The following is a 23,974-nucleotide window of genomic DNA, read 5'->3' as shown; positions in this document are numbered from 1 at the left end:
ACATGCATTCTTAAGTGAAATTAATCAAAGGTGATAAGGAATGTTTAAACAATGAGAGAAATGCAAGCACTGCGACAAGCCGTCCAAAGTCGTAAGATGGGTGCTTTGTTATTGCTAGGTTTTGCATCTGGATTGCCCTTGTTTTTAACTAGTAAAACGTTGCAGGTGTGGATGCAAGATGCCAAGGTTGATATAGGGAAAATTACTTTATTTGGTTTGCTGGCTTTGCCTTATTCCCTAAAATTCTTATGGTCACCTTTATTAGATAGATTTATACCGCCAGTTTTGGGAGGAAGGCGGGGTTGGCTAGTAATCACGCAACTGGTATTAGCATTAGCGATCGCACTTCTAGCATTACAACAGCCTGCCCAAAATGATCAAGTACTACAAGTTCTAGCAATCAACTGTCTGACCATCACTTTTTTAAGTGCCACCCAAGACATTGCCGGTGATGCCTACCGCACGGACATTTTAAATCCCCTAGAATCCAAAACAGGTGCATCAGTTTGGGTTCTAGGCTATCGTTTAGCTCTGTTTATTACCAGTTCCTTAGCTTTGGTATTAGCAGATCATATTCCTTGGAACGGTGTTTACTTACTCATGGCAGCTTTAATGGCAGGGAGTATACTGACAACTTTATGGGCACCAGCAGAACCAAAGATCCGCGACAACATACAAAAAGCTGCACCCCTATCTTTTAAAGATGTCATTTTTCTGGTATTTATAACTGTGTTAGTAGTTGGATTAATCGGAGGTGTATTTGTCGGCTTTATCGCCCTACCTGTATTTTATTGGCTATTAGCAACTTTGATATTAGCCTGGATAGTCACATCTTTGTTATTACCAACAGAGTTATTAGGTGAGGTAAGAGAAGATAGTCCGCCCCAAAATTTACAAGAAGCAATTTTCCTACCATTCAAGGAATTCTTTCACCGATTTGGGCTTCCTCAAGGTAGCCTCATCCTAGTTTTTATCGTCCTTTATAAGTTAGGTGATTCTTTGGTGGGAATCACAGGGAATTTATTTTTGCGGGAAATCAATTTTACTAAAACTGAGATTGGGGCAATTCAAGCTGGAATGGGCTTTATAGCGACGACAGTCGGTGTATTAGCTGGTGGCGTCATTATGACTAGAATTAACCTCAATCGCAGTCTATGGATATTTGGCATACTGCAATTATTTAGTAACTTGGGTTATTATGCGTTAGCGGTTGCTGGCAAAGATTATTCGCTTTTAGTGTTGGCAGTGAACATCGAAAACTTCAGTGCTGGATTAGTCACAGTTGCTACAGTTGCATTTTTAATGAACCTTTGTAATCACCGCTTTACAACTACTCAGTTTGCTTTATTCTCTAGCTTAATGGCTATTAGTAGAGACGTTCTTTCAGCTCCTGCTGGAGATTGGGCTAAGGCCACGGGCTGGCCCTCATTTTTCTTGCTAACCCTAGCAGCAGCCTTACCTGGATTGCTTCTTTTACCGTTAGTTGCCCCCTGGAACCCTCAGCCAGTGGCAGTATCTAGACCAGGACTTGAGGACGAAGAAGAGGATATATGGGGAATCAAGTAGTTATTGCTGTCGGCACATTTATTCTCTTACTCACCGGTTTATTACTTGGCTATGTTCTCTCACAGTTAGTTCTAGGATTTCTAGCATTTAACCTCCTAACTTTTTTTGGAACACTCAGCCTAATTTTAATTTTTGGTACACTTTATTACGTTTTATTTTGGCAGTTGCGGAGAGATCAGTCCCGGCCATCAACTATAAATGAAGGGATACGAAACCAGGTAGACGATGGTGTATCTGATAGCTATCTCAAAAACAGGCTAATCGCTAAATTATCCGGTGACACCGCCGCTGCCGAACGGTTAATTGAACAAGCAAAAGAGACTTATCCTGGAATGCCGGAGAATTGGTATTGTGAGAGAGTTCTTGATGACTTGGAGCGCGATGCCAATAGTGGAAGCAGGGAGTAGGAAGTGGGGAAATGAGGGAGATAATGAAGCAAGGGGGCAGGGGGCAGGGTGCAAGGGGGAAAATAAAAAACTAGCTCTTTCCCCTCTGTTCCAAGCTTTGTGCCCTATTCCCTATTATCGATGCACAGAAAATTGCTAAAATAAATCAAGAATACTTCACAAATCTTCAGCTAGGTTCTCATAAAAGTTCCTAGCTTCTTGCAATTAAAATATGGCTATTTTTCGTCAATACATCGCCCCACTGCTTGCAGTATTAGTATTTTTATTTGCCCTAGTGGCAGTCAGCGCCCGGATATTTTTACCCTCCGATATGGCAGCACCCGCACCAATTGAACAGGTGGGGATAAGTTATCAACCTACTCCAACTGATTTACCACCAGCAGCACATAACGCTAGCTAGTTAAGTCAATAAACGTATTTAAGTGTCTGAGCAACTACTACCGGGGTATATTATTCGCCGTGGTTCCACTTTGGAGCGATCGCTGCTGCTTAAATTCATGCAGCGAACTTACGACGATCTCTTTCCCAATGAGGATTTTTCTCACCTAGAGCAAACAGTTAAACAATACTTTTCTAGTGATACGCCCTTGTGGTGGGTAGAAGAGGAGGGGGAGCAGGGGGAAATTCCTCTCCATGCCTCATTCCCAATAAGCAATGCCCATCGACCCATAGCCTGCCTCTGGGTGGGCAATTCTATAGATCAAGTAAATGGGAACCGTCATGCTCATATCTTTATCCTCTACGTTGTACCAGAACATCGGCGCCGGGGTATTGGTAGAGCGTTGATGCGATATGTGGAAAATTGGGCTATTCAAAGAGGCGATCGCCAGATTGGATTACAAGTGTTTCAATCTAACAAACCTGCATTAAATCTTTACAATCAGTTAGGTTATCAAACCCAATCCCTGTGGATGGTAAAATTCCTGAGTGCAGAAAAATAAACTATAAGGATAGAAGTAACATACTTAAGCGTCTGAGTTATGGCGTTTCTCGTTTGGATAAAACTCAACGAGGAGAAAGGAAAGTGTATAATTACGCAACTAATACTTATAAAGCTTTAACTTATTGGCGCGGGGGATTATGTGTTAATCCCGAAAAGGGATTTAAATGAAATTATGTATGACGAAGACGATCTAAGCCTACTCGATATTGAGGAGGAGCTAGAAAGCCCCTTAGATAAAATAGAGCCGCTAACTGCCGAATCAGTCGTGGCAAAACCAGATCCAGAAGTGATGCTAGCCCTGCTAGAAAATCCCCAGCCACAGCAAAGAATGTTAGCGGCGCGTGCTTTTTGTGATATGGAAGATGCGCGTGCTACCCCCCATCTGATTCGTCTGTTAAGTGATACCTGTCCCTTAGTGCGCGTGAGTGCAGCTTATGGACTTGGACGCAATCCTAGTTCAGAGGCAGTGAGTCCGTTAATTGCTCAACTAAATAGTGATTGGAATGGCTATGTGCGTAAAGGCGTTGTCTGGGCATTAGGAAACTGTTGCGATCGCCGTTGTTTACCGCCCCTAGCAGATGCCCTCAGAACTGACATTTCCGCAGTCCGTTTGTGGGCTGCTAGCGCCTTAGCACAAATGGCAGATGTGGGTTATGAAGCGGTTATAGGGGCAATACCACCATTAATTGAAGCCTTAGTCAAAGATCCCGTGGAAGCAGTGCGGAGTAACAGTGCTTGGGCAATTGGTCAACTGTGCCGCGAACTGCCTTCTAATGTAGTTTATGCCACAGCGATCGACGCTTTAATTCAAGCCTTTGCCGAAGACCAAGATTTAGGAGTTCGGGAAGATGCTAAAGCCTCGCTGTTAGGAGTAGGTGATCCCCGTGGTTTACAGTTGATTGAAACCCTGGAACAAGAAGGGTGGTTTTGATTTAGGCATTGGGAAGAGGCAGAGGGGCAGGGAGCAGGGAGCAGAGGGGAAGAGCTAATTTTTATTCTCCTCCTTGCCCCCTGCTTCCCCTGCTTCCCCTGCTTCCTCATCCACTTCCTCGCTCTTTAATGACCTTCAGCTACAGGTTTAACCAAATTTAAATCATAGGGGCGTTCCGTATCATCTTCGCCCAAATATTCACCATTTTGAATTTCCAGAATAACTAGCGGAATCTGTCCAGGATTTTCTACCTTATGTAGGGTTGCTGCGGGAACATAAGTCGATTCGTTTCGATTCAGTAATATTTCTTTTTCTCCACAAGTCACCTTTGCTACACCAGAGACTACAACCCAATGTTCATTGCGATGATAATGAATTTGTGGTTTAATTCCGTGCCTGGGCTTAATTTCAAGACGACTAATTCTGTAGGTTTCTCCCTCCTCAATCACCTCTACTTCACCCCAGTATCGTGTACCTGAATGTGGAGACAATTCGTTGATATTTGACTGAGTATTATTTTCATTGGGAGTCATAATTAATTTCTCAACCAGATGAGTATTAGTATTTTTAAGTAATTTACCCTAAACGGGATAAACCTGGATAGGGAGATGCAGGCACAACATTTCTATTGATGACAACTGCTCTAACTTTACTCTAGGCAACAGATCCTATCCGTGAATTTTTAAATATTTGAATGCGTGAATTCCTTAACCCCCCTTGTACTGAATCCGATAAATCCGATTATTAGCTTCTTCTGTTAGTAGTAAACTGCCATCTGGTAACACGAGTAAACCTACAGGTCTTCCCCAAGTGGTTGGTACAGAAGAATTTAGCAAAAATCCTGTGAGAAAGTCTTCGTAGTAGCCAAGCGATCGCCCTTTAGCATTGAAGGGAACAAACACAATTTTATAACCAGTACCGCGATCGCGGTTCCAAGAACCACGAAAAGCAGCAAAAGCACCATTCCGGTATTTTTCTGGAAACCTTTTACCATCATAAAATTGCAAACCCAATGCTGCTGAGTGCGCCTGGAACAGCACATCTGGCGTTTGGGTACGGGCTGCTAAGTCGGGGCGTTTACTTTTGTCATCCGTCTTTTGGCGCGGATCGAGGTTGTTTGGTGTCAGATAAGTATAAGGCCAGCCGTAAAATGCTCCCTGTTTAACGCGTGTCAGATAATCTGGAACCAAGTCATCACCGATTCCATCGCGTTCGTTGACAGTGGCGTAAAGTTCCTTAGTTACAGGATGAAAGTCTAAACCAACAGGATTACGCAAGCCAGAAGCAAAAGTTTGCTGCTGGGAACCATCCAAATTCATCACTTGCACTGAAGCCCGTGGTAGGGGTTCTTCATCAACATTGGTTCCTGAACCAACAGAAACATATAATTTATTGCCATCGGGCGAGACAACAACATTGCGCGTCCAATGGTTGTTATAACCTTGAGCAGGCAAGTCGGCGATCTTTTCTCCCTTGTCTGTAATTTTATTTTGACCTTTCTTATAGGGAAAACGAACCACAGCATCTGTGTTCCCCAGAAAAAAGGAATTACCAGCAAAAGCCATACCAAAGGGTCTATTAAGTCCGTTGTCCCTACTAGCAAAGGTTTCTCGAACGTCGGCTACGCCGTCACCGTTGCTGTCACGTAACAGACGAATGCGGTTTTGCCCGGTTTCAGTCACCAAGACATCACCACTGGGGGTTAAAGCTAGCCAGCGCGGAGCATCTAAACCTTCTGCAAAGACGTTAACTGTAAAGCCTGGTGGTACACGCAGCACTGGATTTTCCGGAATAGGCACAACTTCAGGTCGCTTAGAGGCACTTTCTGTTGCGAAGGGTGCTGGTAAATTCTTCAGATTGATGCGGATAGGCTTAGGTGAAAGTGCTTCAATTCGGACAATATTTTTTGGCTGTGTAGAATTCTGTGTCAGATGAGCAGAAGGTACAGGTGTTTCTGCTGTGGGATTATCTGAGGAAGCGCGAGTCTGGTTACAGGCTGCTACTAAGGTCAGTAAAAAAACTGGCAGCAACAAACGCGCAAAGACTTTCATGATGGTAGAGACTATGACACAATTTTCTTACTTTAGACTTGAGACTTAATAATTGTCGCCAGTCTAAAGTCCGATTTTTCTAAATTCCGGTCCTGGGTAATAAGAAAATCATTTACTCCCCCATTCCTAATTCCCAACATTAATCTATATATAAGCATTTATTAGTCAATAAAATTTTTTCAAATTCTGCTGCTGGCAATGGACGACTAAATAGAAAGCCTTGCATAAAATTACAGTTTTGTTGGCGTAAAAACTCCAGTTCTGCTTCTGTTTCTACACCTTCAGCAACTACATCTAAATTGAGGTTGTGAGCCATTTGAATTAATGCCTTAGTAATGGCTGATTTCTGTAGATCAGTTGCAACATTATGGATAAAATAACGGTCTATTTTTAATGTATTAATTGGTAAGTTTTTTAGATAAATTAAAGAAGAGTAGCCTGTACCAAAATCATCGATCGCAATTTTTACACCCAATGATTGCAATTTGCTCATAGTAGCGATCGCACTATTTACATCTTGCATAATCATACTTTCAGTAAGTTCTAGCTCTAAATAATGTGGTTCCAAACCATTAATATCTATAAAATTGACTACTTTCTCAATAAAACCTGGCTGATTAAATTCAATTACTGACAAATTGACAGCAATAATTAGAGGATAAATTCCAAAATCACGCCATACTTTTATTTGTTGACAAACATTTTTTAGTACCCATTTTCCAAGTGGAACAATTAAACCTGTAGACTCTGCTAACGGAATAAATTCTGTAGGGTAAATCAGCCCCAATTCCAGACTTTGCCAGCGCAATAAACTTTCAGCCGCTACTATTTTTCCAGAAGCAATATCGACTATTGGTTGATAATAAATTTCAAATTCTTCAAAATTATGTTGTTTGATAGCGCGGTGTAAACTGATTTCTAATAACTGCATCTTTGGAGACGAGTTGTTAATTAAACCTTTAGGAGATAAATACCTTTTTAAAGTAGCGTGCTTTTCCAATCTGTTCATGATGGCACTTAATAACTCAGCCCGAGTGAAAGGCTTAGTTATATAGTCATCAGCGCCCAGATTCATACCTTGGCGGAAGTCAGATTTGGCAGATTTTGCAGTGAGAAAAATGAAGGGAATTGTTACTGTTGATGGATCTTGACGTAATGCTGTTAGTACACCATAACCGTCAAGTTGTGGCATCATCATATCACATAGAATTAAATCGGGAACTTCGGAGATAGCCAAATGTAATCCGATTCTGCCATTAGCAGCAGCAATAGTTTCAAAATTTTCAGCTTCTAACAAATCCAAAATATTTTCACGAACTGCTTCTTCATCTTCTATTATTAAAATCTTGGGCATAAAATACCTCAATTTATATTTTATTTATTATGCAAAAAACCATATCCTTTGTTATCAGCAACCCAATAAATTGGAAGGAACTGTTGAAGATGGGGCGAAATTGTCTTTCGCTCTCACGAAATAATACTTCTGCCTGTACACAGGAGGTAATATCCACAGAAACTCCAATGAGGCCAGCAGGTTCGCCTGTCGTATGTTTAGGTACTATAACGCTTACTAGTAACTATTTGTACTTGAGTAGTTGGCTCTCAACTAGAATTTGATTTTCTACCTCAAAGGAACCAATACTACTATTAACTCTAGTTTTCTCTATTTTTTCTGCTAGTTCTTGGCAGAGACTTTTAGCCATGATGAAAATGACAAAATGACCTTGGTTATCTACAACTGGCAGTAGATCCAACTGCTAAAGTAACAGTAATGCCACTTAGAGTGTATTTAAAATATATAACACATCTCATGTTATGGTTAAGGTATGCGTAACTTCAAAAATATTGGCTGTTTTCAAGCTAGTTTCTGAAGCTACAATCATTACCATATCATCGTTGGTACAGCGCTCTGCTATCTGTGAAGCTGAATAAGCTAAGATATTCTTGCCCCGTGTTTCCATCAGTGCAATCGCATCTAATCCTGCTATTTAAGGCACAAGTATCCACAGCGAAGGGTCAATTATTGACTCTAAGCTTTCTAGCCTTAGAAGCTGAGATAACGCTTGCCTATATTTGTACGATAGCTATTATAAAAAAATAGTTATTTAAAGCTTCTTAATTAAGTATTTTCCAATATTTTGGCACCAAACAAGTAATAATATTTAGGTTATAAATACTACAAAAAGTGTGTTAAAAATTACAAGTTAGCTAATATCTAGCTAGTTGGAGATTGAGTATTGGTATTGGGCATGGGGCAGAGGGGAAAACTCTTCTCCCCTGCTCCCTGCTCCTCTTACCTCTTTACCTTATTCGGAGAGATGGCTCCCGCCATAATCTCTGATTTGGCAGCGAGACGGCAGTCGCTTCAAGTCGGCGGAGCCGCCCAACGCGCTGCCTCATGAATCGAGGGCGAAAAACGGGACGTTCCCCGACCATGACTGGCTGCAAGTCAGCAAGGGAGAGGGGACAGTTGAGTTTTTCGCAAGTCCATGTTATGATTTACGTTAGTTTTTATGACGTAAATATGCTGGTATTCGAGGCAAAACTTGATGGACTTGACGGGCAGTATCAAGCGCTTGATGAAGCGATTAGAACTGCGCGTTTTGTTCGAAATGCTTGCCTTCGGTACTGGATGGATAACAAGGGAATTGGGCGATATGACCTGAGTAAATTCTGCGCTGTACTTGCTGCTAACATCGAGTTCCCTTGGGTATCCAAGCTTAATTCGATGGCAAGACAAGCTAGTGCTGAAAGAGCGTGGTCTGCAATTGCTCGATTCTTTGATAATTGCAAGAAAAATAAACCAGGGAAAAGGGATTCCCAAGGTTTAAGAAAGAGCAAACACATGGTTCTGTAGAATACAAAACCTGTGGATGGCGACTTTCTGATGACCGCAGGTATATCACTTTCTCTGATGGATTTAAAGCAGGAACCTTCAAACTCTGGGGAACTCGTGACCTGCATTTCTATCAACTTAAACAGTTCAAAAGAGTGCGGGTTGTGCGTCGTGCGGATGGCTATTATTGCCAGTTTTGCATTGACCAAGAGCGAGTAGAAAGGCGAGAACCAACGGGTAAAACTATTGGTATTGATGTAGGCTTGAACCATTTCTACACCGATAGTAATGGGGAAACAGTTGCAAATCCTAGACATCTTCGTAAAAGTGAGAAGTCTTTGAGACGATTGCAACGCCGGATGTCTAAGACTAAAAAGGGTTCTCAAAACAGAATCAAGTTTAGAAATAAACTTGCGCGTAAGCATCTCAAAGTAAGTCGCCAGCGTAAAGACTTTGCCGTGAAGACAGCAAGGTGCGTGGTGAGGTCTAACGACCTTGTGGCGTATGAAGATTTGCTCCTTGCGAATATGGTCAAAAATCATTGCTTGGCTAAATCTATCAGTGATGCGTCGTGGTGGCTGTTCCGTGAATGGGTTGAGTATTTTGGTAAAGTTTTTGGTGTAGTAACTGTTGCGGTTGCACCCCACTACACTTCGCAAAATTGCTCTAATTGTGGCGAGGTTGTCAAAAAGACTCTTAGCACTAGAACCCATATTTGTCCTCATTGTGGGCATACTCAAGACAGAGATTGGAACGCAGCGCGGAACATACTTGAACTTGCATTGAGTACGACAGGTCATGTCGGAATTAACGCCTCTGGAGAGACTGATCAATACAAGAGGTGAGGAAACTCCTTCAAGCAAATCAACTCGTAGAAAGAGGAAAACCGAAGAGTAATCTTTGGAATCCCCCGCTATATCAGGTACTCTTGATTAGCGGTGGGAGGATGTCAATAAAGACGCAACCGCCGTTCGCCGTAACGTAATAGCCTTTCTATAGTTACAAGCCGATTTTCCCAAACTTTGACTTGATAGGAATTTGACTTAAGCTCTTGGCTCATCAATACCCGAAATTGAGACTGGAACCGAGTAAGAGAGGCTCTCGCCACTAGTAACTTGCTAGGATTCGGGGAAGCAGCAAGCTGATTTAAAGCACTGCGTAAAACTTCTGCCTGGTTGTTAAAATCTGATATTGTCTGAGTCGGTCTTTGTAGTTGGTCATTTTGGAAAACAAATTTCCATTCCCGTTGTAGCGCGGTGTAACGGATGGCGGCAGTTTGAAAAGGCTGACGGTAAGGAACGGGTTCACTTGTTGTAGATTGAATTCTACCTTGGGTGCTACTAAAGAGTTTTTGTAGATCGTTGTTAAAATTCTCTGCGGCAAAGAGGGCATAACCACTAACTGGCAAGTCCCTTACCAACTGGAGTTGATCGAATGTTCCGATTGTTGGCAAAGAAAGTAAGCGAATTCCCGGTACTAACAAGGTAGATCCCAACTGTTTAGAGGCAATCCAGGGTTGAGCCAGTCGTTGGAAGCGAGAAGTATCCAGAGCATAAGTCATGGGAACAATTAAGTCTACATCCCCCTGCCTTGCCCAAGTTTCCCAGTTTTGTTGAATTTTCTGAATCCGCTCTAGTTCTGGCAAAGGAAATACTGCAACTGATAAAATCAAATTCGGTCGCTTTTGTCTCAACTGCTGTGATAATTGGGCAACAAAGCTATCAACTTGCTGAGTGCGAAATGTCGTCCACTTTTGCCATAAGTCTGGTTGACTAGGGGAAATATTTACTGGATCTACACCAGTAAGTTGCTGAAATTGCGCTCTTGCAGCTTTGCCATAGCCGTAGGTTCGGCCTGCTGATGGGTCTTGGAAAGGATAGCGAATGTAGTCTAGCTGTAAACCATCTACGTTATAGCGAGTGGCAATTTCCTCATAGAGCTTTAGTAAATACTTACGCACTTCAGGGTTAGCTGGATCGAAGAATGGCTTAGTTTGACCAACGGGAATCATGTTGCCAAGATTATCGTAGTTCGCCCAATCGGGATGAGCCGCCAGCACTGGCCCTGGATAATCAGGATTAAGGTCGAGAATTTGATTGTGACGTTGGTTACCAGCAGCAAAAGTCCAAACCCAAGCGTGTAATTCCATGTCTCGCTCATGGGCTAATTTCACTGCATCTGCCAGTGGGTCCCACCCACGAATTAGTGGGTTTTGCTCTTTTGCAACTTGGCTTGGATAAATGGTGTAGCCAGCATTAACAGTTTCAAAAAAGACGGTATTAATTCCAGCTTGAGCTAGGCGATCAAAAATCTGGGCTAGTCCTGCCTTGCTACCAGCACGAACAATTGTCCCCCGATCTAACCAAACTGCCCGAATTTCTGGTTGAGCTAGTCTTTGATCAACAGGAAACTGCTGCCACAAAGTCGTTTTAGCTTTCAGCCACTGCTGACGAGCTAGAGCATAGTTTTTTTGGGCAATCAATAGGGGGAAGTTTTTGGCAATTACCTTTACCTGTGCCAAGGCTTGCTCTTTACTCATGCCTAGCGCCCCCAGTTTAGTTGAGGCTAATTGCGTAGGTTGCTCCTTGAGAGATTGGGATCTGTAGGTGTCCAAATGCCTAGAGGACTGTTTAGCTTCAGATGTAGCTTCACCAACATTAGCCGCATCGGCTGAGACTGCTAAATTAGCGCTTTCCACCCGACCTATCAGATTTTCTAGCTCTTGCTGGAGAGCGATCGCTTGGTTGTTGTCAATCGGCTCATTAGAGTTGGGTGCAACATCCAGACGCACCGCTTGTTCTAATTGGTCAATAGCCTCTTGAGAACTTGGGGGTTTGACTGTAGGAAGCGGTTTAGGTATGGGAGCAGTGGCAGTTTTAGAAGGAGGGAATGAGAGGGATGAACTACTCCTCTGCTCCCCTGCTCCCTGCCCCCTGCCCCCTGCCTCCTGCCCCCCCTGTCCCCTCGGCGCAGCCGCCACCGTTGTCGAGCAGTTTGGGGAACCTCCTGCTACTTTTTTCATGCGATTTGATGGCGGTGGCGCTGTCAAATAGTGATTGAGAGCAGCTTTTAACCAGGCATTATCTAACGCGGCGGCTGTTGCTGTGTCTGTTCCCCAGCGCCAGCCCATAAAGGTGGAACGCTCAGTGGTCACTACTGCGGCTGGATTATCTTTGGAATTCCAAACAGCACGAGATTCACTGCCCATATCATTAGGAATCACAACGCCGCCGCGCACTTTGCCAAACAGTTCAGTTTGATTTGCCCATTCTGGGATCTTGGTTTTTGTGGGTTTGATCTGTTCTGTCTCACTGAGGCTGAATCCCCAATAACCTCCCAAAAGCGATCGCAATAATTGGCGCACTCCCGGCGCTGACAAACTACCTACAGGTCCACTGGCAATCAAACGCCCTCCCTTACTCATCCATTCTTCGAGAGCGATCGCTTGGGTTGGCGTTAATGTCTCAACATTTGGCAAAAATAATATCCGGCGATCGCCCCAATCTGCTCCACTCCTTACATCAGCTAGGGGAATTACACAATATTTCACCCCTATTGTCTGTAAGCGGTCAGTTATGCCTCTCCATTGATTTGCATTTTCTTGGCTATGCACTACGCTCAATACAGGTTCTTCAGTCGCCGCCATTACTGGCAAAGTACTAAAACTATTTAAAATTAAAAAATTAAAACTTAAAATGAAGAATCCGGTTTTTTGTATTTGTGAGTTTGCCTTTTTATGATATTTTTCCTGATTCTTCACTACTGACTCCTAAGCGAATTAGTTATAAGGCATTACTTCTTATTTATCATCTAGGATAACCATAAATTACCTCCGAAAAACAACTGATCTTTGACAACTAAACTTGAGCCACATTGAAAATGCATGTTTTAATTAAATCTTCAACTCCCCCTACAGGAAGAATTTTTGTATTTAGTTTGTCAGCTAATTCCTCAATACTCATATCATCTAAAAACACTAGTTCCCCATTTTTTAACATGACATTGGGTAACAAAATACCATCACCTAAATCTTGCCCTTTTAGATTTAAAAGCAAGTCATGACCAGTTAGTAATCCGGTTACACTGATAGTTTGTCCCCAATAATCACTACATAAAGCACGCATATTGACTTCTAAACCCTCAACAGAATTTAAGCGTTCCAAAAGGGGTTGAAATGTTTTTTCTACGGCGTTGCCTACTATCCAAGTTAATTTTCTTTGAGGATAAACTTTTGGCGGTAGTAATTCTGCTGCAACGGTGGCAAATTGCTTGATAAATAATTGAATCGAACCAACTCCGTTATCAATTTGGGGATATTCTTCATATTCAGATTCGCTGGGTAATTCCTCGCCTGCAATCAAAAACCACTCATCGGCTAACCAAACAACGCTAGAACCGAGTTTTTGGCGAAATTGCCGCGAGAGCATTTGCACTTGGGAAATTACTTCTTTTGCTTTTTCCCTAGTTACAGGTATGAGTTCGTCTTCTGGAGGCCGAAACCGTGTCAACCCAACTGGCACAACTGCCACCGATGCCACCGCAGGCACTTCACCAGTATGAAATGACGCTAAATCTTTGAGAGTTTGTTCCAGATGTTTGCCATCATTTATACCAGGACAAACAACTACTTGAGCATGAATTTGTAGCCGCCTTTCTTGAAACCAATTGAGTTGTTGTAAGATTTGTCCTGCACGCGGATTTTTCAGCAGTCTAATTCTAACTTCCGGCTCGGTAGCATGAACAGAAACATACAACGGAGACAAGCGCATTTGCTCAATCCGTTGCCATTCTCTTTGTGGCAAATTAGTTAGGGTAAGATAAGAACCGTACAAGAAGCTCAGACGGTAATCGTCATCTTTTAAATACAAGCTGGTGCGCTTACCTGGTGGCTGTTGGTCGATAAAGCAAAACGGACAGCGATTGTTGCATTGAATTAAGCCATCAAATAGGGCAGTTTCAAATTCTAGCCCTAAGTCTTGATCGTAATCTTTTTCTATTTCCAGGCTATGAGTTTTACCAGCAGCGTCTAAAACTTCTAGTTCCAAAACTTCATCAGCACACAAAAACTGATAGTCAATTAAATCGCGGGGACGTGTACCATTGATAGCAACGATCGCATCCCCGGACTCAAAGCCAATCTCTGCGGCTATTGAGTCTGGAAGAACCTTGGTAATTCGGGCAGGATTAATGGTACTCATTGGGGAGAGGGCATTGAGCATTGGGTATTGGACATGGGACATTAGTCATTTGCTTTGAACTAATGACTAATGACCAGTGACTAACGACTATTATGAATTATCCTTTCCAACCTGCTGCGATCGCGGCTAAAATAGCGCTGCCGAATGCTAATCTATACCAAACGAAAACTAAAGTGTTTTTGGTTGCTAAATACTTGATTAAGAATGCAATTGATAGGTAGGAAAAAATCAAGGTTGAAATAATCCCTACAATTAATAGTCCAACAATGTTATCTGGCAACTGTTGGGCTTCAAATAACTTGAAGATTTTCAGACTTTTATACAGCGTTGCAATGGTAAGAGTTGGAAACCCTAACAAAAAGGAGAACTTCGCTGCTGTATCACGTTCTAATCCTAAAAATAAGGCAGTTGTCAACGTTGAGCCAGAACGAGAAACACCCGGAATTAAAGCAAGTGTTTGTCCTAATCCAACTAAAATACCATCTCGAATCTGCAATGAATTAAAATCTCGCTTGCGAGTGCCAATTTTTTCTGCCAAAGCTAATAAAAGTGCCATAATGATTGACATGATGGCAATAATTAATGCGCTCTCCGGTAGAACGTCTTTCAAAAGAAAGCCGAAAATTAAGGCAGGCATTGTTCCTACTACAATACCGACAAGAATTTTCCACTCTTCACGTTGCCAGTCTTTGTCTTTTACTGCTTCAATTCCACCTTTGACAATATTAGAAATCAGCGACCAAAAATAGCCCACAATTGCTATAACGCTGCCAAATTGAATTGCATCGACAAAATCTTTAGAACCTAGTTCTTTCCAACCAAATACTTTGGTAACAATCAGAAGATGTGCAGTGCTGCTGATTGGTAAAAACTCTGTAATACCTTGAACAATACCCAAAATAAAAGCTTGAATAAACTCCATCAATTAATACCTTTTTCCTATTGTAAACAATTATTACTTAGCTGATGATGTTAATTTATATACTTTTCGCTGCACCCAATATTATAGAAAATTCCGCTTTACCAAATCAATAACACCATCCAAGACGCTGGCCATGTTCTTACACCCACTTCAATAAGTCAACGAAATTTTGGCAATTCATCAAACTTTAATATTTAGCGGACTGATGTCATTGACTTTTTACCCGTTACATTTACCTTCCATCTCTCTGTAGTTCTTTGTAAATGCGAACTACAGAGGAGTTCTGTAAATAAGGCAACTTGAGTGAATTAGTCTGGTACAGAATGTTTTGTCTGGTTTGCGGCTGCGCTCCCCGGAATTTCAGTATAATTACAATGCCACAGGCAATCCCCCAGGGGGGGATTTAAAAATGTGATATCTTAAATAAAATAAAGTTTAGTAACAAATATTAAAAACGTTGATTAATAATACACTGTCCTCCTACACTGCTTCTACCCCTTCTATTGATACAGAGTTAGATCTAACTGTTACTGGGCACAAGGGTATCAGGGAATTGGAATCTACACTCTCCCTTTCTCCCTCTCTTCCTTTATCTATTTCTGGTCGACAAACTTGGTTAGTGTTTGCGGCGGCGGTGTTTTTGGTAACAGTACCAGTATTTGTAGAAGCGCCAATAGTGCGATCGCTACCAAGTCTAAGTTTAGCGCTGACAGCATTTTGGGTGTGGCTAAGTTTTACTTTAATGTCACGTCCTGCAACTTATGTATGGGGAGATTTACTCTTAGGGTTTAGCTGGAGTTGGTTAGCAGGAGCGATTTACTGGGGCTGGTTACGTTGGGAACCTGCATGGCATCTGCCAATAGAGTTTATAGGATTACCCTTTGCTTGCTGGTGTTTGGCGAAGAATTGGGGCAAGGTGGGTAACTGGTTTTATTTAGGTTCTTTACTAGGTACAGTCTTAACCGACGTATATTTCTATATAGCAGACTTGATGCCCTATTGGCGGCAAATTATGAGAGTAGATGCAGATTTAGCACCGCAAATATTACAAAATGCCCTGATGCAAGTACAAGCGCCTTGGGGACAAAATTGGGCCATATTTCTCGCCTTAGTCCTGTTGACAGTCGGAATTTTACCTTTAGGTCTAAAGCAAAGACACTGGTATGCCTTTAGTGGTGCAGTTTTAAGCACGATTTTGGTAGACAGCCTATTTTTGTTAGCTGCGATCGCAGCCTAAAAAATATTAAAAAATTGTGTAATATCAAAACCGAAACTTTTTCCAGCCCAGTCTACAGCACATCAAAAATGATGCTGTAGATGATTAATAGGTTAAGAAATATTACATAACAGTTCATCACTATCAACTCATCCTGCTAGGGCTTTCGGTATGAGGTATCGAACTATTTCATCTATGGTTGGGAGCTAGAATCAGCCACCCTGAAAAGATTTCGTCTAGTTGGGAATGCTCAGGATCATGGATGGAACCGTATTGCAGCTATGCAGGTAGTGTTACCACGGTAAAATTTTTTTGCAAAAGTACAGTCAAACCCAGTAACGGCAAATATTGTGGATATTAATACGCTGTATATTAGTTTCTGATGGCTGCTGTGTTGATTAAGCTATCAGGTTTTGTCCTTTGTCCTTTGTCCTTTGTCCTTGGCGCTATGACTGATGACTCATGACTAATGACTCATGACTTCTGTTAGCTTAAAACTTTTATTTCTGTTTGATGGAAAGAGGTAGAAAATCGTGAAAGGATTGGCGCGTTTATTAACAGTGTTTAGCTTGTTACTTAGTTGTTGGGGATGGCTGGGAACAACTCAGATAGCCCAAGCTGCTAGTTTCAACAGTTTTGCATTTCCTCAAGTCCCAATTCTGGCAATTGAGCGGCAGAATCGGGCAGATGCGAAGCTAGGAACGGAATTTGGTAAAAAAATTGATTTGAATAATACCAACGTCCGAGCTTTTCAACAGTATCCAGGGCTTTATCCCACCTTGGCTAAGAAAATCATCACAAATGCTCCCTACAAAAATGTAGAGGATGTATTGGATCTTCCAGGATTGAGCGATCGCCAGAAACAAACCCTGCAAGCCAACTTGGATAAGTTCACCGTGACAGAACTAGAACCTGCCTTTAACGAGGGAGACGATCGCTTTAACAACGGCATCTACAGATAACTGCACGTTGCAGCTAATGTAGCAAATAGCAGCCCACTCCTAATTCTAGAGAGTGGGACATGATATGAGTTAAGAGTTAGGAGTTAAGAGTTAGGAGTTAGGAGTTAAGAGTTATGAGTTATGACTTCTAACTCCTCACTTCTCACTTCTAACTTCTCATTTCTAACTCCTCACTTCTAACTCCTCACTTCTAACTCCCCCCATTACCTTGTCTCAGATAGATATTCCTAGCCAATTTGATGTCTTAGTAGTGGGCGCTGGTGCTGCTGGACTATACACAGCGCTGTGTCTACCAAATTCCTTGCGAGTCGGCTTGATTACCAAAGAAACTGTTGCTTTATCCGCCAGTGATTGGGCGCAAGGCGGTATTGCCGCAGCAGTTGCCCCGGAAGATTCTCCCACGCTACACATTGAAGATACGATCCGGGCTGGTGCAGGTTTATGCGATCGCACTGCTGTAGAATTTCTCGCCCAACTTGCGCCTAACTGCATTCAATCTCTAGTTAACTTGGGAGTTGCTTTTGACCGTCATGGTCAAGCCTTAGCTTTAACTTTAGAAGCTGCCCATTCTCGCAACCGCGTTCTTCATGCCGCAGACACCACAGGGAGGGAAGTTACCACCACCCTCGCGGCGCAAGTATTACGTCGCCAAAATATTCAAGTCATTCAGCAAGCTTTAGCTTTGAGTTTGTGGATTGAACCCGAAACTGGTCGCTGTCAAGGAATCAGCCTGTTTTATCAAGGAAAAATCACATGGGTAAAAGCTGGTGCTGTAGTATTGGCAACAGGTGGTGGCGGTCAGGTATTTGCCCAAACTACTAACCCGGCTGTAAGTACGGGTGATGGAGTAGCGATCGCATATCGGGCTGGGGCTATCCTCCGAGATTTGGAATTTGTACAATTTCATCCCACGGCTCTAACTAAACCTGGTGCCGATCACTTTCTCATTAGCGAAGCTGTACGCGGCGAGGGCGCACACCTTGTCGATAACGAAGGGCGGCGTTTTGCCTTTGACTACCACCCTGAGGGTGAACTCGCACCCAGAGATGTAGTCAGTAGAGCAATTTTCAGCCATTTACAACGTACTGCCGTTGATTTAGCTACTGCCCATGTGTGGTTAGATATGCGCCCCATCCCTGCCGACAAGATTCGTCACCGCTTTCCCAACATCATCAAAGTTTGTCAGCATTGGGGAGTTGATGTCTTCCATGAGCCAATTCCTGTGGCCCCTGCTGCCCATTACTGGATGGGTGGCATTGTCGCGGATTTGATGAATCGTACAAATATTCCCGGTTTGTACGCGGTGGGTGAAACCGCTAGTACCGGTGTGCATGGGGCAAACCGCCTTGCCAGTAATTCCCTGCTGGAATGTATTGTGTTTGGGGCGCAGATGGGCAAAATTGAGTTAGAAAATATTGGGCTGCCGTCAGAAATACCAGTACTACCATTACAGAAATTTAGTGCTGATGCTAGTGAGTGGCACATGCAGCAAGCACAGCTAGAAGCACTCAGGGAGAAGTTACCACGTTTAGTGTGGGAAAGTGCTGGTATTTGTCGGGAGCAATCAAAGTTAGAAATTGCGATCGCTACAATTGAATCTTGGCAGCAAGATTTCGCTATCCTGCCTTTAAGTCAATTCTTGCTTGCTTTACGTCCCGCAGAACCAGCTAGTTTTGACATCCCAGATGTTGAACGGCAATTGAGACTTTGGGCAGAAACCCGCAATTTATTAGATGTAGCTGATTTAATTCTTAAAAGTGCTGCTTTTAGAACCGAAAGCCGAGGTGGACACTACCGTTTAGATTATCCTCGACCAGACCCGAATTGGCAAGTTCACGCACTTGTACAAACAGATCATTGGTGGAAATCTCCACTATTATCTTAATTAAAGTTTCCCGAACAAGCTTCTAGTAAAGCCTTCTAATCCCTTTTCCTGTAGTCGTAGCGCTTGGACAGGTGAGGCTCTTAGGTAGCTGGTGAAAGAATAAATTGCAGTCCACTTGAGTGGACAGTAGCTCTTAGCCTATAACTTAATGACAATGCCTTCACGCATGGGGTCAATCTAAAATCCAAAATTCCTATTAGCGGGTGCCGCTACCATGCTGACTGTCGGGACCACCATAATTCGGTGGGATATATGTGTCTTTTAAATTTTCAGAATTGACTTTGCGGGCAATTAAGGTGTTACTGCTACTAGCGCCAAAAGCATTAGCGCTTGCAGTACTGAACATACCTGTAAAGGCTGCAATTTTCGGTATTAGGATGTAAGCACCTATACACAATATCATAAACTTTTTGATTCGGGAGTTAGTCTTCATAGCTGTCAGTAAATTTACTATTTTTTACTTGAAAAGTGTTTTTTATTTTCTACCGTATATCTACTGGTTTTTGTGAAAAAATAACTTTATTAAATTAATTCAATTATTCTTAGCGGTATACAAGTAATTATGAGCAACGCTTGTAAATTAAGCTTTATCTGCTGTTATAAAATAGTTTATCTACTTAAGTAATATTCTTAATGTGTCATTTTCACATCAGTCAAAAGTTAGATATGTCGATAATATGGTGTAAGCTTTTTGTCTAAAACAGGATATATTGATAATATTTTAATATTTACACGTATAAACACTGTGTTTATTAGCTGAAACTTCCAAAATATCTTCAGTATTACTTAGTAAAGTGTATATTTAAAACTTAATCATAGTAAAGATATATAAAGCTAGTGTAACGCAATTACTGTAATATAAGGATTTTCAAAACTATGAACTATAAAATATCGTAATAAACCGAGTAAGTACAGTATATTTTATATCAGTAGAAATATTTACGAAATTAATTAATTGGCTAATTACCTATGATAATTAATCCCTTTCTCACCTATATTCTTAGGTTGAGTCTTCAGGTAAAAAACCTTACCGAGCCTTTATCTTGCCGAAAAAACCACTTCGCAGAATGTACACCATACTTTTTCAAGATAGTCCTTTAGACGTATCTCCACTTGCCATTCCTAATTTCAAGGTAAAAATTGTGACTAAAAGGAAAAAAAGCTGGAGACTTGACTATTGACTAATTAAGCAAATTCGTAGCGATTTTTACCTTGGTGCTTGGCACGATACATTGCTGCATCTGCTTGTTTCATTAAAGTTTCACTATCTTGACTGTTGTATGGATAAACACTAATACCAATACTGGCAGAGACTCGGATTGCATAGCCGTCTAAGACAACTGGCTTGCTAATACTAGTTAAAATTTTTGCGGCGATTTTAGCAGCTATTTGAACATTAGGAATTGCGCGTAAAATCACAGTAAATTCATCGCCACCCAAACGAGAAACTGTATCAGTAGCACGTAAAGAGTTGCTGAGTCGGCCCGCGATAGTCATTAGCAAGCGATCGCCCGCCTCGTGCCCCAGAGTATCATTGATTTGCTTAAAGCCATCTAAATCAATAAACAGCAGCCCTAACACCAAATTGTTGTGTTGCGCCCAATATAACGATTCGCAAAGTTGTTCGGCAAAAAATTTGCGATTAGATAGACCTGTGAGCGGGTCGTGATAAGCTAGCTGACGCAAGTGGTCTGCTTTGAGTTTTAGTTCCTTGTTAGAGCGAGATAGTTCAGCAGCAGTAAGTTTTAGCTGTTCTTCCATGAGCTTGCGCTGAGTAATATCTCGGATGACCCCAACTAAAAAGAAATTGCCAGCTGAGTCTTTATGGAGCGATCGCTTAGTGGCAATTTGATGAGTCTGACCATCTGCATTGGTAAATTGTTCTTCATGTTCCTGGGGTTTTTGAGTCCTGAACACAAGATCATCCTGTTGTCGAAACACATCGGCTTCATGTTTAGGGAAAAAGTCATAGTCTGACTTTTCGATTAAGAACTTATTCGGATAACCGATAAATCGACAATACGCTTCATTTAAAACAATCCACTGATGTTGTTCATTTTTCACAAAAATTGGATCGGGAATCGTGTTGATTACGTGATGCAAAAATTCTTTAGAACGTTTCCCCTCTTCCTGGATATGAGCAATATGACTAGTCATCCAAATAGCTGAACTGCCAAAGCTTAACAGTGAGGGAATTAGCGGTATCCACCAACCGTACAAGAAAGCAAGGTACGCACTCAGGGTCAATACCAAGCAAGAAACTAGGATGCTAAAAAAGCTCTTAGTTGCGTGTCGTATGCGCCATGTCGTCACAGTTCCCAGATAAGACCAAATAAAAATCCACAAGTCTTCCAATAAGTCAGGCCAGACCTTGAGTAAGGGTCGTCCTTGCAGAGCAGCTGAGATTAACTCACTAATAAAATAAGCTTGCAGTTGAATACCAGGTACAGGCTTTGCCGTACCCATTAGACTGCTCGAGTAGGGAATAAATACAAAATCCTGGAGGCTGGGTGCAGTGGAGCCAATAAGTATAATCCGATCTTTGATGAAGTTTTCTTGGACTTTATCTGCCAGTACATCTCTTATCGATACCTGGCGAAAATTACAAAATTCTCCAGATGAACTTTGACATTTAGGTTTGGGAAAATTAGTCAAAATTTGGTAGCCTCTAGCATCAGATCCCACATAGGCACCATCATTACCCTGAAAACGAGTAAATACTGCCTTACCCAATTGCAAATACTCAGGGTTGTTTTTTGCTTTAGTAGGAGTAATATTTTCTGACTTTAAATACAATAAAGCCAACTTCAGAGCAAAACTTTCGTGTACCTGATTATTAACGTGCCAATACAACAAACTGCGACGGACTTTACCATCGACATCATATAGCACATTGTTAAAGCCCACTTGATCCTTATTTAGCCCCAGTGGAGGTGAAACATTAACGTTTTTGTCATTTGCCAGTAACTGAATACCAATCAAGTTCGGTATTAACTTATAAGCATTACGAAGTTCTTGATTACCAGGTCTTACTGGCAAATCTCGGTAGATATCTAAGCCAATAGCACGGGGCTTGTAGACGTTCAATTTTTCTAACAACTGGGCAATATTCGCATCTGGAATCGGCCACGAACCTACTTCCTTTAAATAGGTTTCATCAATCGCTACGATGGTAATACGCTGTTCTGGCGGTTCATTTGGACGTAAGCGAAAAAATTGATCCAAACCTGCCAGCTCCAAAGATTGTAATAATCCGATGGAGTGCAAAAGCAGGACGCAGGCTGCAACGCTGGCGGCAGTAATCAATTCTCTGTGTCCCCGACCAAGCGATTGTTTAAGTTTAAAGATTAACTTCACAAAATGCTTGCCTAGCTGCTGATTGATTCCCATTACACTACTGGGGAGAAATATTCTCTATTTGCTATAGCTATTAACTATTGGATTAACATAGTTCAAAGAGGAGCTAAGGGACTTCCAACTAAAAAAATATCCCATCGCTTTGGCGAGCAGGGGAAGCAGGGGGCGCAGGGGAAGCAGGGGAGGAAGAATGTAATGATCATCTTCGCTCCAAAATTGAATAATTTAATTTCTGGAAGTCCCTAAATAGAGTTTCTAAGAGTTTTTCAATTTAGTAAGATTGTTCAAGATATCGTGGCACTTATGATGTATTAACATATATTAAGACCAATTATTTGGCCAAACAGCAACTGGGACTTATGTAGGTACCAGCACAAATTAACTATAAATATTGTTGAAAGTGAGTTCAGTTGTGCGGTGGGCAGCGTTTGACTGAGCGCTCACACCGAAGTCTTGCCCGCCTTTGGTTACTGGGCGGGCAAGACGCCCACTCCACAATAAATAATTGGATATTTTTTTATTGTCCCTAAGCTGTTTCTAGGCTTTTGTTGACAACAATAGATATTGGACAACACCTATTATCTATTACCAAAAAGAAAAAAGCCAACTGGAAACAGACTTTGCTGTATTCATCCAGTTGACTGGGTGTGAACTACACACTAGCACTAGGTCAATTACTTGAAATACTTAAAGTTACGAGGGCCGGTGTAACCAGAAACTTTCGCTAGTTCCTCTAAGTTTTGGACTCCACTATAGCTTTTGCCATTGATGATCCAAGTGGGAAAGCCTTCAATTTTTGCGGCTTTACACAATTCTGGTTGAGCCTTAAGTCCATCAGGGGCGCATTCTACCTTAACATCCTTGTTGATTACTTCCTCGGCTTCTTTACCAAAAAGCAGCTTTTGTTCATGGCAGTGAGGACACCAGTAAGCACTGTATTCCTTCGCGCCTACCTTTGCCAAATGGCGTGATAAAGCTATTTCTGCCTCACCAGAAGTAGTGGTAACTTCCCAACCGAATGCTGCGTTAGCGTTTGTCTTGGGAGTAAAGGTAATTTTTGCGGGTTGTCCTGGAGTTACAGGTGTAACATCTGATTGATTCACGCCAGCATAAATGCCTAAAGTGGCAATTAGCGTTACCATCCCTACAATCAGGGCGGTAAAGAAGATTTGTCCAATATCCTCCCAAGTCCGACCGATAATCGTCAGCACCAAAAGACTCACAGAGAACAAAGCTGAACCGATACAGTAAAGACAAATAGCTTTGATTTGAGATGCTAGCACGTACATTAAATAGCCGCTAAAAACAGACATTGCGATCGCACCCGCTAGCAGCAGCAACCACGTCCAATTTTCCAATTGTTTGCGGCTATTCTTTTCCCCTGAATTAAATACCAAGGGAGCCAAAGCAAATATCGCCATACTGATGTATGCCAAAAACCCGAACAAAGCTAATGGCTGGCCAAAAACCGTTGCCCAAGGGCTGGAAAGTACATCATTACAGCCCTTGACACCAGCCTGTGCCACACAAGCTGCACTGCCTCCTGTTAACTTTTCGATGGTCAGATAACCAGTTATCAGGGCACCACATCCAGCGATCGCGGCAATCAATGGACGTGACCATTTATGAATCCAAGGAGTAGAACGACGGCGAATCATAAATATTGGGGAATGGGGAATGTTAAAAGTTAGGAGTTAAGA

18 protein-coding genes and 1 pseudogene are annotated in these 23,974 nt (G+C 42.0%); 9 read left to right on the top strand and 10 right to left on the bottom strand.

All coding sequences use genetic code 11. The features are described from left to right. The first annotated feature begins 51 nt into the window (after window positions 1–51). The 5 genes from LC608_RS24425 to LC608_RS24405 all read left to right on the top strand — a co-directional run bounded on the left by LC608_RS24425 (window position 52) and on the right by LC608_RS24405 (window position 3,847). Window positions 52–1,566, top strand: a complete 1,515-nt coding sequence (locus tag LC608_RS24425; RefSeq protein WP_229556036.1) for an AmpG family muropeptide MFS transporter — start codon at window positions 52–54, stop codon at window positions 1,564–1,566. Further along, window positions 1,551–1,973 carry an ABC transporter permease gene (locus LC608_RS24420; protein WP_229556035.1) on the top strand — a complete coding sequence of 141 codons (423 nt, stop codon included), beginning with the start codon at window positions 1,551–1,553 and terminating at the stop codon, window positions 1,971–1,973. The genes LC608_RS24425 and LC608_RS24420 overlap by 16 nt, the downstream gene beginning before the upstream one ends. Window positions 1,974–2,184: 211 nt before the next feature. Next, entirely contained in the window at window positions 2,185–2,373 is a 189-nt protein-coding gene (locus tag LC608_RS24415) for a hypothetical protein (protein ID WP_229556034.1), read from the top strand. A 22-nt stretch (window positions 2,374–2,395) separates the two neighbouring features. Further along, window positions 2,396–2,914 carry a GNAT family N-acetyltransferase gene (locus LC608_RS24410; RefSeq protein WP_229556033.1) on the top strand — a complete coding sequence of 173 codons (519 nt, stop codon included), beginning with the start codon at window positions 2,396–2,398 and terminating at the stop codon, window positions 2,912–2,914. Window positions 2,915–3,088: 174 nt separating this feature from the next. Then, window positions 3,089–3,847: a HEAT repeat domain-containing protein gene (locus LC608_RS24405; RefSeq protein WP_229556075.1), complete on the top strand. Its 759-nt coding sequence runs from the start codon at window positions 3,089–3,091 to the stop codon at window positions 3,845–3,847. A gap of 125 nt (window positions 3,848–3,972) precedes the next feature. On the opposite strand, the gene LC608_RS24400 is transcribed toward LC608_RS24405, so the two are convergent. The 4 genes from LC608_RS24400 to LC608_RS24385 all read right to left on the bottom strand — a co-directional run bounded on the left by LC608_RS24400 (window position 3,973) and on the right by LC608_RS24385 (window position 7,652). Beyond that, window positions 3,973–4,380: a phosphomannose isomerase type II C-terminal cupin domain gene (locus tag LC608_RS24400; RefSeq protein WP_229556032.1), complete on the bottom strand. Its 408-nt coding sequence runs from the start codon at window positions 4,378–4,380 to the stop codon at window positions 3,973–3,975. A 174-nt stretch (window positions 4,381–4,554) separates the two neighbouring features. Further along, window positions 4,555–5,898 carry a sorbosone dehydrogenase family protein gene (locus tag LC608_RS24395; protein WP_229556031.1) on the bottom strand — a complete coding sequence of 448 codons (1,344 nt, stop codon included), beginning with the start codon at window positions 5,896–5,898 and terminating at the stop codon, window positions 4,555–4,557. A 139-nt stretch (window positions 5,899–6,037) separates the two neighbouring features. Continuing rightward, window positions 6,038–7,252: an EAL domain-containing response regulator gene (locus LC608_RS24390; RefSeq protein ID WP_229556030.1), complete on the bottom strand. Its 1,215-nt coding sequence runs from the start codon at window positions 7,250–7,252 to the stop codon at window positions 6,038–6,040. Window positions 7,253–7,475: 223 nt separating this feature from the next. Further along, window positions 7,476–7,652, bottom strand: coding sequence for a hypothetical protein (locus tag LC608_RS24385; RefSeq protein WP_229556029.1), 177 nt, complete (start codon window positions 7,650–7,652; stop codon window positions 7,476–7,478). Between the two features lie 770 nt (window positions 7,653–8,422). Here LC608_RS24385 and LC608_RS24380 point away from each other — a divergent pair. Beyond that, window positions 8,423–9,631: pseudogene (locus tag LC608_RS24380) on the top strand (RNA-guided endonuclease InsQ/TnpB family protein). A gap of 52 nt (window positions 9,632–9,683) precedes the next feature. Here the strand turns inward: LC608_RS24380 and LC608_RS24375 are convergent. The 3 genes from LC608_RS24375 to LC608_RS24365 form a co-directional block, all read right to left on the bottom strand. Beyond that, window positions 9,684–12,380: a family 10 glycosylhydrolase gene (locus LC608_RS24375; protein WP_267871185.1), complete on the bottom strand. Its 2,697-nt coding sequence runs from the start codon at window positions 12,378–12,380 to the stop codon at window positions 9,684–9,686. 211 nt (window positions 12,381–12,591) lie between these two features. Further along, window positions 12,592–13,932 carry a TIGR03279 family radical SAM protein gene (locus tag LC608_RS24370; RefSeq protein ID WP_229556074.1) on the bottom strand — a complete coding sequence of 447 codons (1,341 nt, stop codon included), beginning with the start codon at window positions 13,930–13,932 and terminating at the stop codon, window positions 12,592–12,594. A 97-nt stretch (window positions 13,933–14,029) separates the two neighbouring features. Next, window positions 14,030–14,854, bottom strand: a complete 825-nt coding sequence (locus LC608_RS24365) for an undecaprenyl-diphosphate phosphatase (protein ID WP_229556027.1) — start codon at window positions 14,852–14,854, stop codon at window positions 14,030–14,032. Window positions 14,855–15,311: 457 nt separating this feature from the next. On the opposite strand from LC608_RS24365, the gene LC608_RS24360 reads away from it, so the two are divergent. The 3 genes from LC608_RS24360 to nadB all read left to right on the top strand — a co-directional run bounded on the left by LC608_RS24360 (window position 15,312) and on the right by nadB (window position 18,917). Further along, complete coding sequence (locus LC608_RS24360) at window positions 15,312–16,091, top strand: DUF3120 domain-containing protein (RefSeq protein WP_229556026.1); 780 nt, start codon at window positions 15,312–15,314, stop codon at window positions 16,089–16,091. A gap of 512 nt (window positions 16,092–16,603) precedes the next feature. Continuing rightward, the gene (gene psbU, locus LC608_RS24355) at window positions 16,604–17,032 is read left to right on the top strand and encodes a photosystem II complex extrinsic protein PsbU (RefSeq protein ID WP_100901144.1); all 429 of its coding nucleotides are present in this window, start codon (window positions 16,604–16,606) and stop codon (window positions 17,030–17,032) included. Window positions 17,033–17,240: 208 nt separating this feature from the next. Beyond that, on the top strand, window positions 17,241–18,917 hold the full coding sequence (gene nadB, locus LC608_RS24350; RefSeq protein WP_229556025.1) for an L-aspartate oxidase: 1,677 nt from the start codon (window positions 17,241–17,243) through the stop codon (window positions 18,915–18,917). Window positions 18,918–19,113: 196 nt separating this feature from the next. Here nadB and LC608_RS24345 read toward each other — a convergent pair whose 3' ends face one another. The 3 genes from LC608_RS24345 to LC608_RS24335 form a co-directional block, all read right to left on the bottom strand. Further along, window positions 19,114–19,320, bottom strand: coding sequence for a hypothetical protein (locus LC608_RS24345; protein ID WP_229556024.1), 207 nt, complete (start codon window positions 19,318–19,320; stop codon window positions 19,114–19,116). 782 nt (window positions 19,321–20,102) lie between these two features. Further along, window positions 20,103–22,301 carry a CHASE2 domain-containing protein gene (locus LC608_RS24340; RefSeq protein ID WP_229556073.1) on the bottom strand — a complete coding sequence of 733 codons (2,199 nt, stop codon included), beginning with the start codon at window positions 22,299–22,301 and terminating at the stop codon, window positions 20,103–20,105. Between the two features lie 647 nt (window positions 22,302–22,948). Next, a complete protein-coding gene (locus tag LC608_RS24335; protein ID WP_229556023.1) occupies window positions 22,949–23,932 on the bottom strand; it encodes a vitamin K epoxide reductase family protein in 984 nt (327 codons plus the stop codon). Window positions 23,933–23,974 lie beyond the last annotated feature (42 nt).

It is taken from the genome of Nostoc sp. XA010, from assembly GCF_020829625.1.
In the GTDB taxonomy this organism is placed as follows: domain Bacteria; phylum Cyanobacteriota; class Cyanobacteriia; order Cyanobacteriales; family Nostocaceae; genus Nostoc.
Note: the sequence above shows the minus strand (reverse complement) of the source record. Positions and strands in the feature narration are given on the sequence as shown.

Bases quoted from the DNA above. Each gene is read 5' to 3' on its own strand.
- LC608_RS24425 (WP_229556036.1), top strand. From the start codon at position 52: ATGAGAGAAATGCAAGCACTGCGACAAGCCGTCCAAAGTCGTAAGATG.
- LC608_RS24405 (WP_229556075.1), top strand. From the start codon at position 3,089: ATGTATGACGAAGACGATCTAAGCCTACTCGATATTGAGGAGGAGCTA.
- LC608_RS24415 (WP_229556034.1), top strand. From the start codon at position 2,185: ATGGCTATTTTTCGTCAATACATCGCCCCACTGCTTGCAGTATTAGTA.
- LC608_RS24335 (WP_229556023.1), bottom strand. From the start codon at position 23,932: ATGATTCGCCGTCGTTCTACTCCTTGGATTCATAAATGGTCACGTCCA.
- LC608_RS24375 (WP_267871185.1), bottom strand. From the start codon at position 12,380: ATGGCGGCGACTGAAGAACCTGTATTGAGCGTAGTGCATAGCCAAGAA.
- LC608_RS24390 (WP_229556030.1), bottom strand. From the start codon at position 7,252: ATGCCCAAGATTTTAATAATAGAAGATGAAGAAGCAGTTCGTGAAAAT.
- LC608_RS24400 (WP_229556032.1), bottom strand. From the start codon at position 4,380: ATGACTCCCAATGAAAATAATACTCAGTCAAATATCAACGAATTGTCT.
- LC608_RS24420 (WP_229556035.1), top strand. From the start codon at position 1,551: ATGGGGAATCAAGTAGTTATTGCTGTCGGCACATTTATTCTCTTACTC.
- LC608_RS24370 (WP_229556074.1), bottom strand. From the start codon at position 13,932: ATGAGTACCATTAATCCTGCCCGAATTACCAAGGTTCTTCCAGACTCA.
- LC608_RS24395 (WP_229556031.1), bottom strand. From the start codon at position 5,898: ATGAAAGTCTTTGCGCGTTTGTTGCTGCCAGTTTTTTTACTGACCTTA.
- LC608_RS24365 (WP_229556027.1), bottom strand. From the start codon at position 14,854: ATGGAGTTTATTCAAGCTTTTATTTTGGGTATTGTTCAAGGTATTACA.
- LC608_RS24345 (WP_229556024.1), bottom strand. From the start codon at position 19,320: ATGATATTGTGTATAGGTGCTTACATCCTAATACCGAAAATTGCAGCC.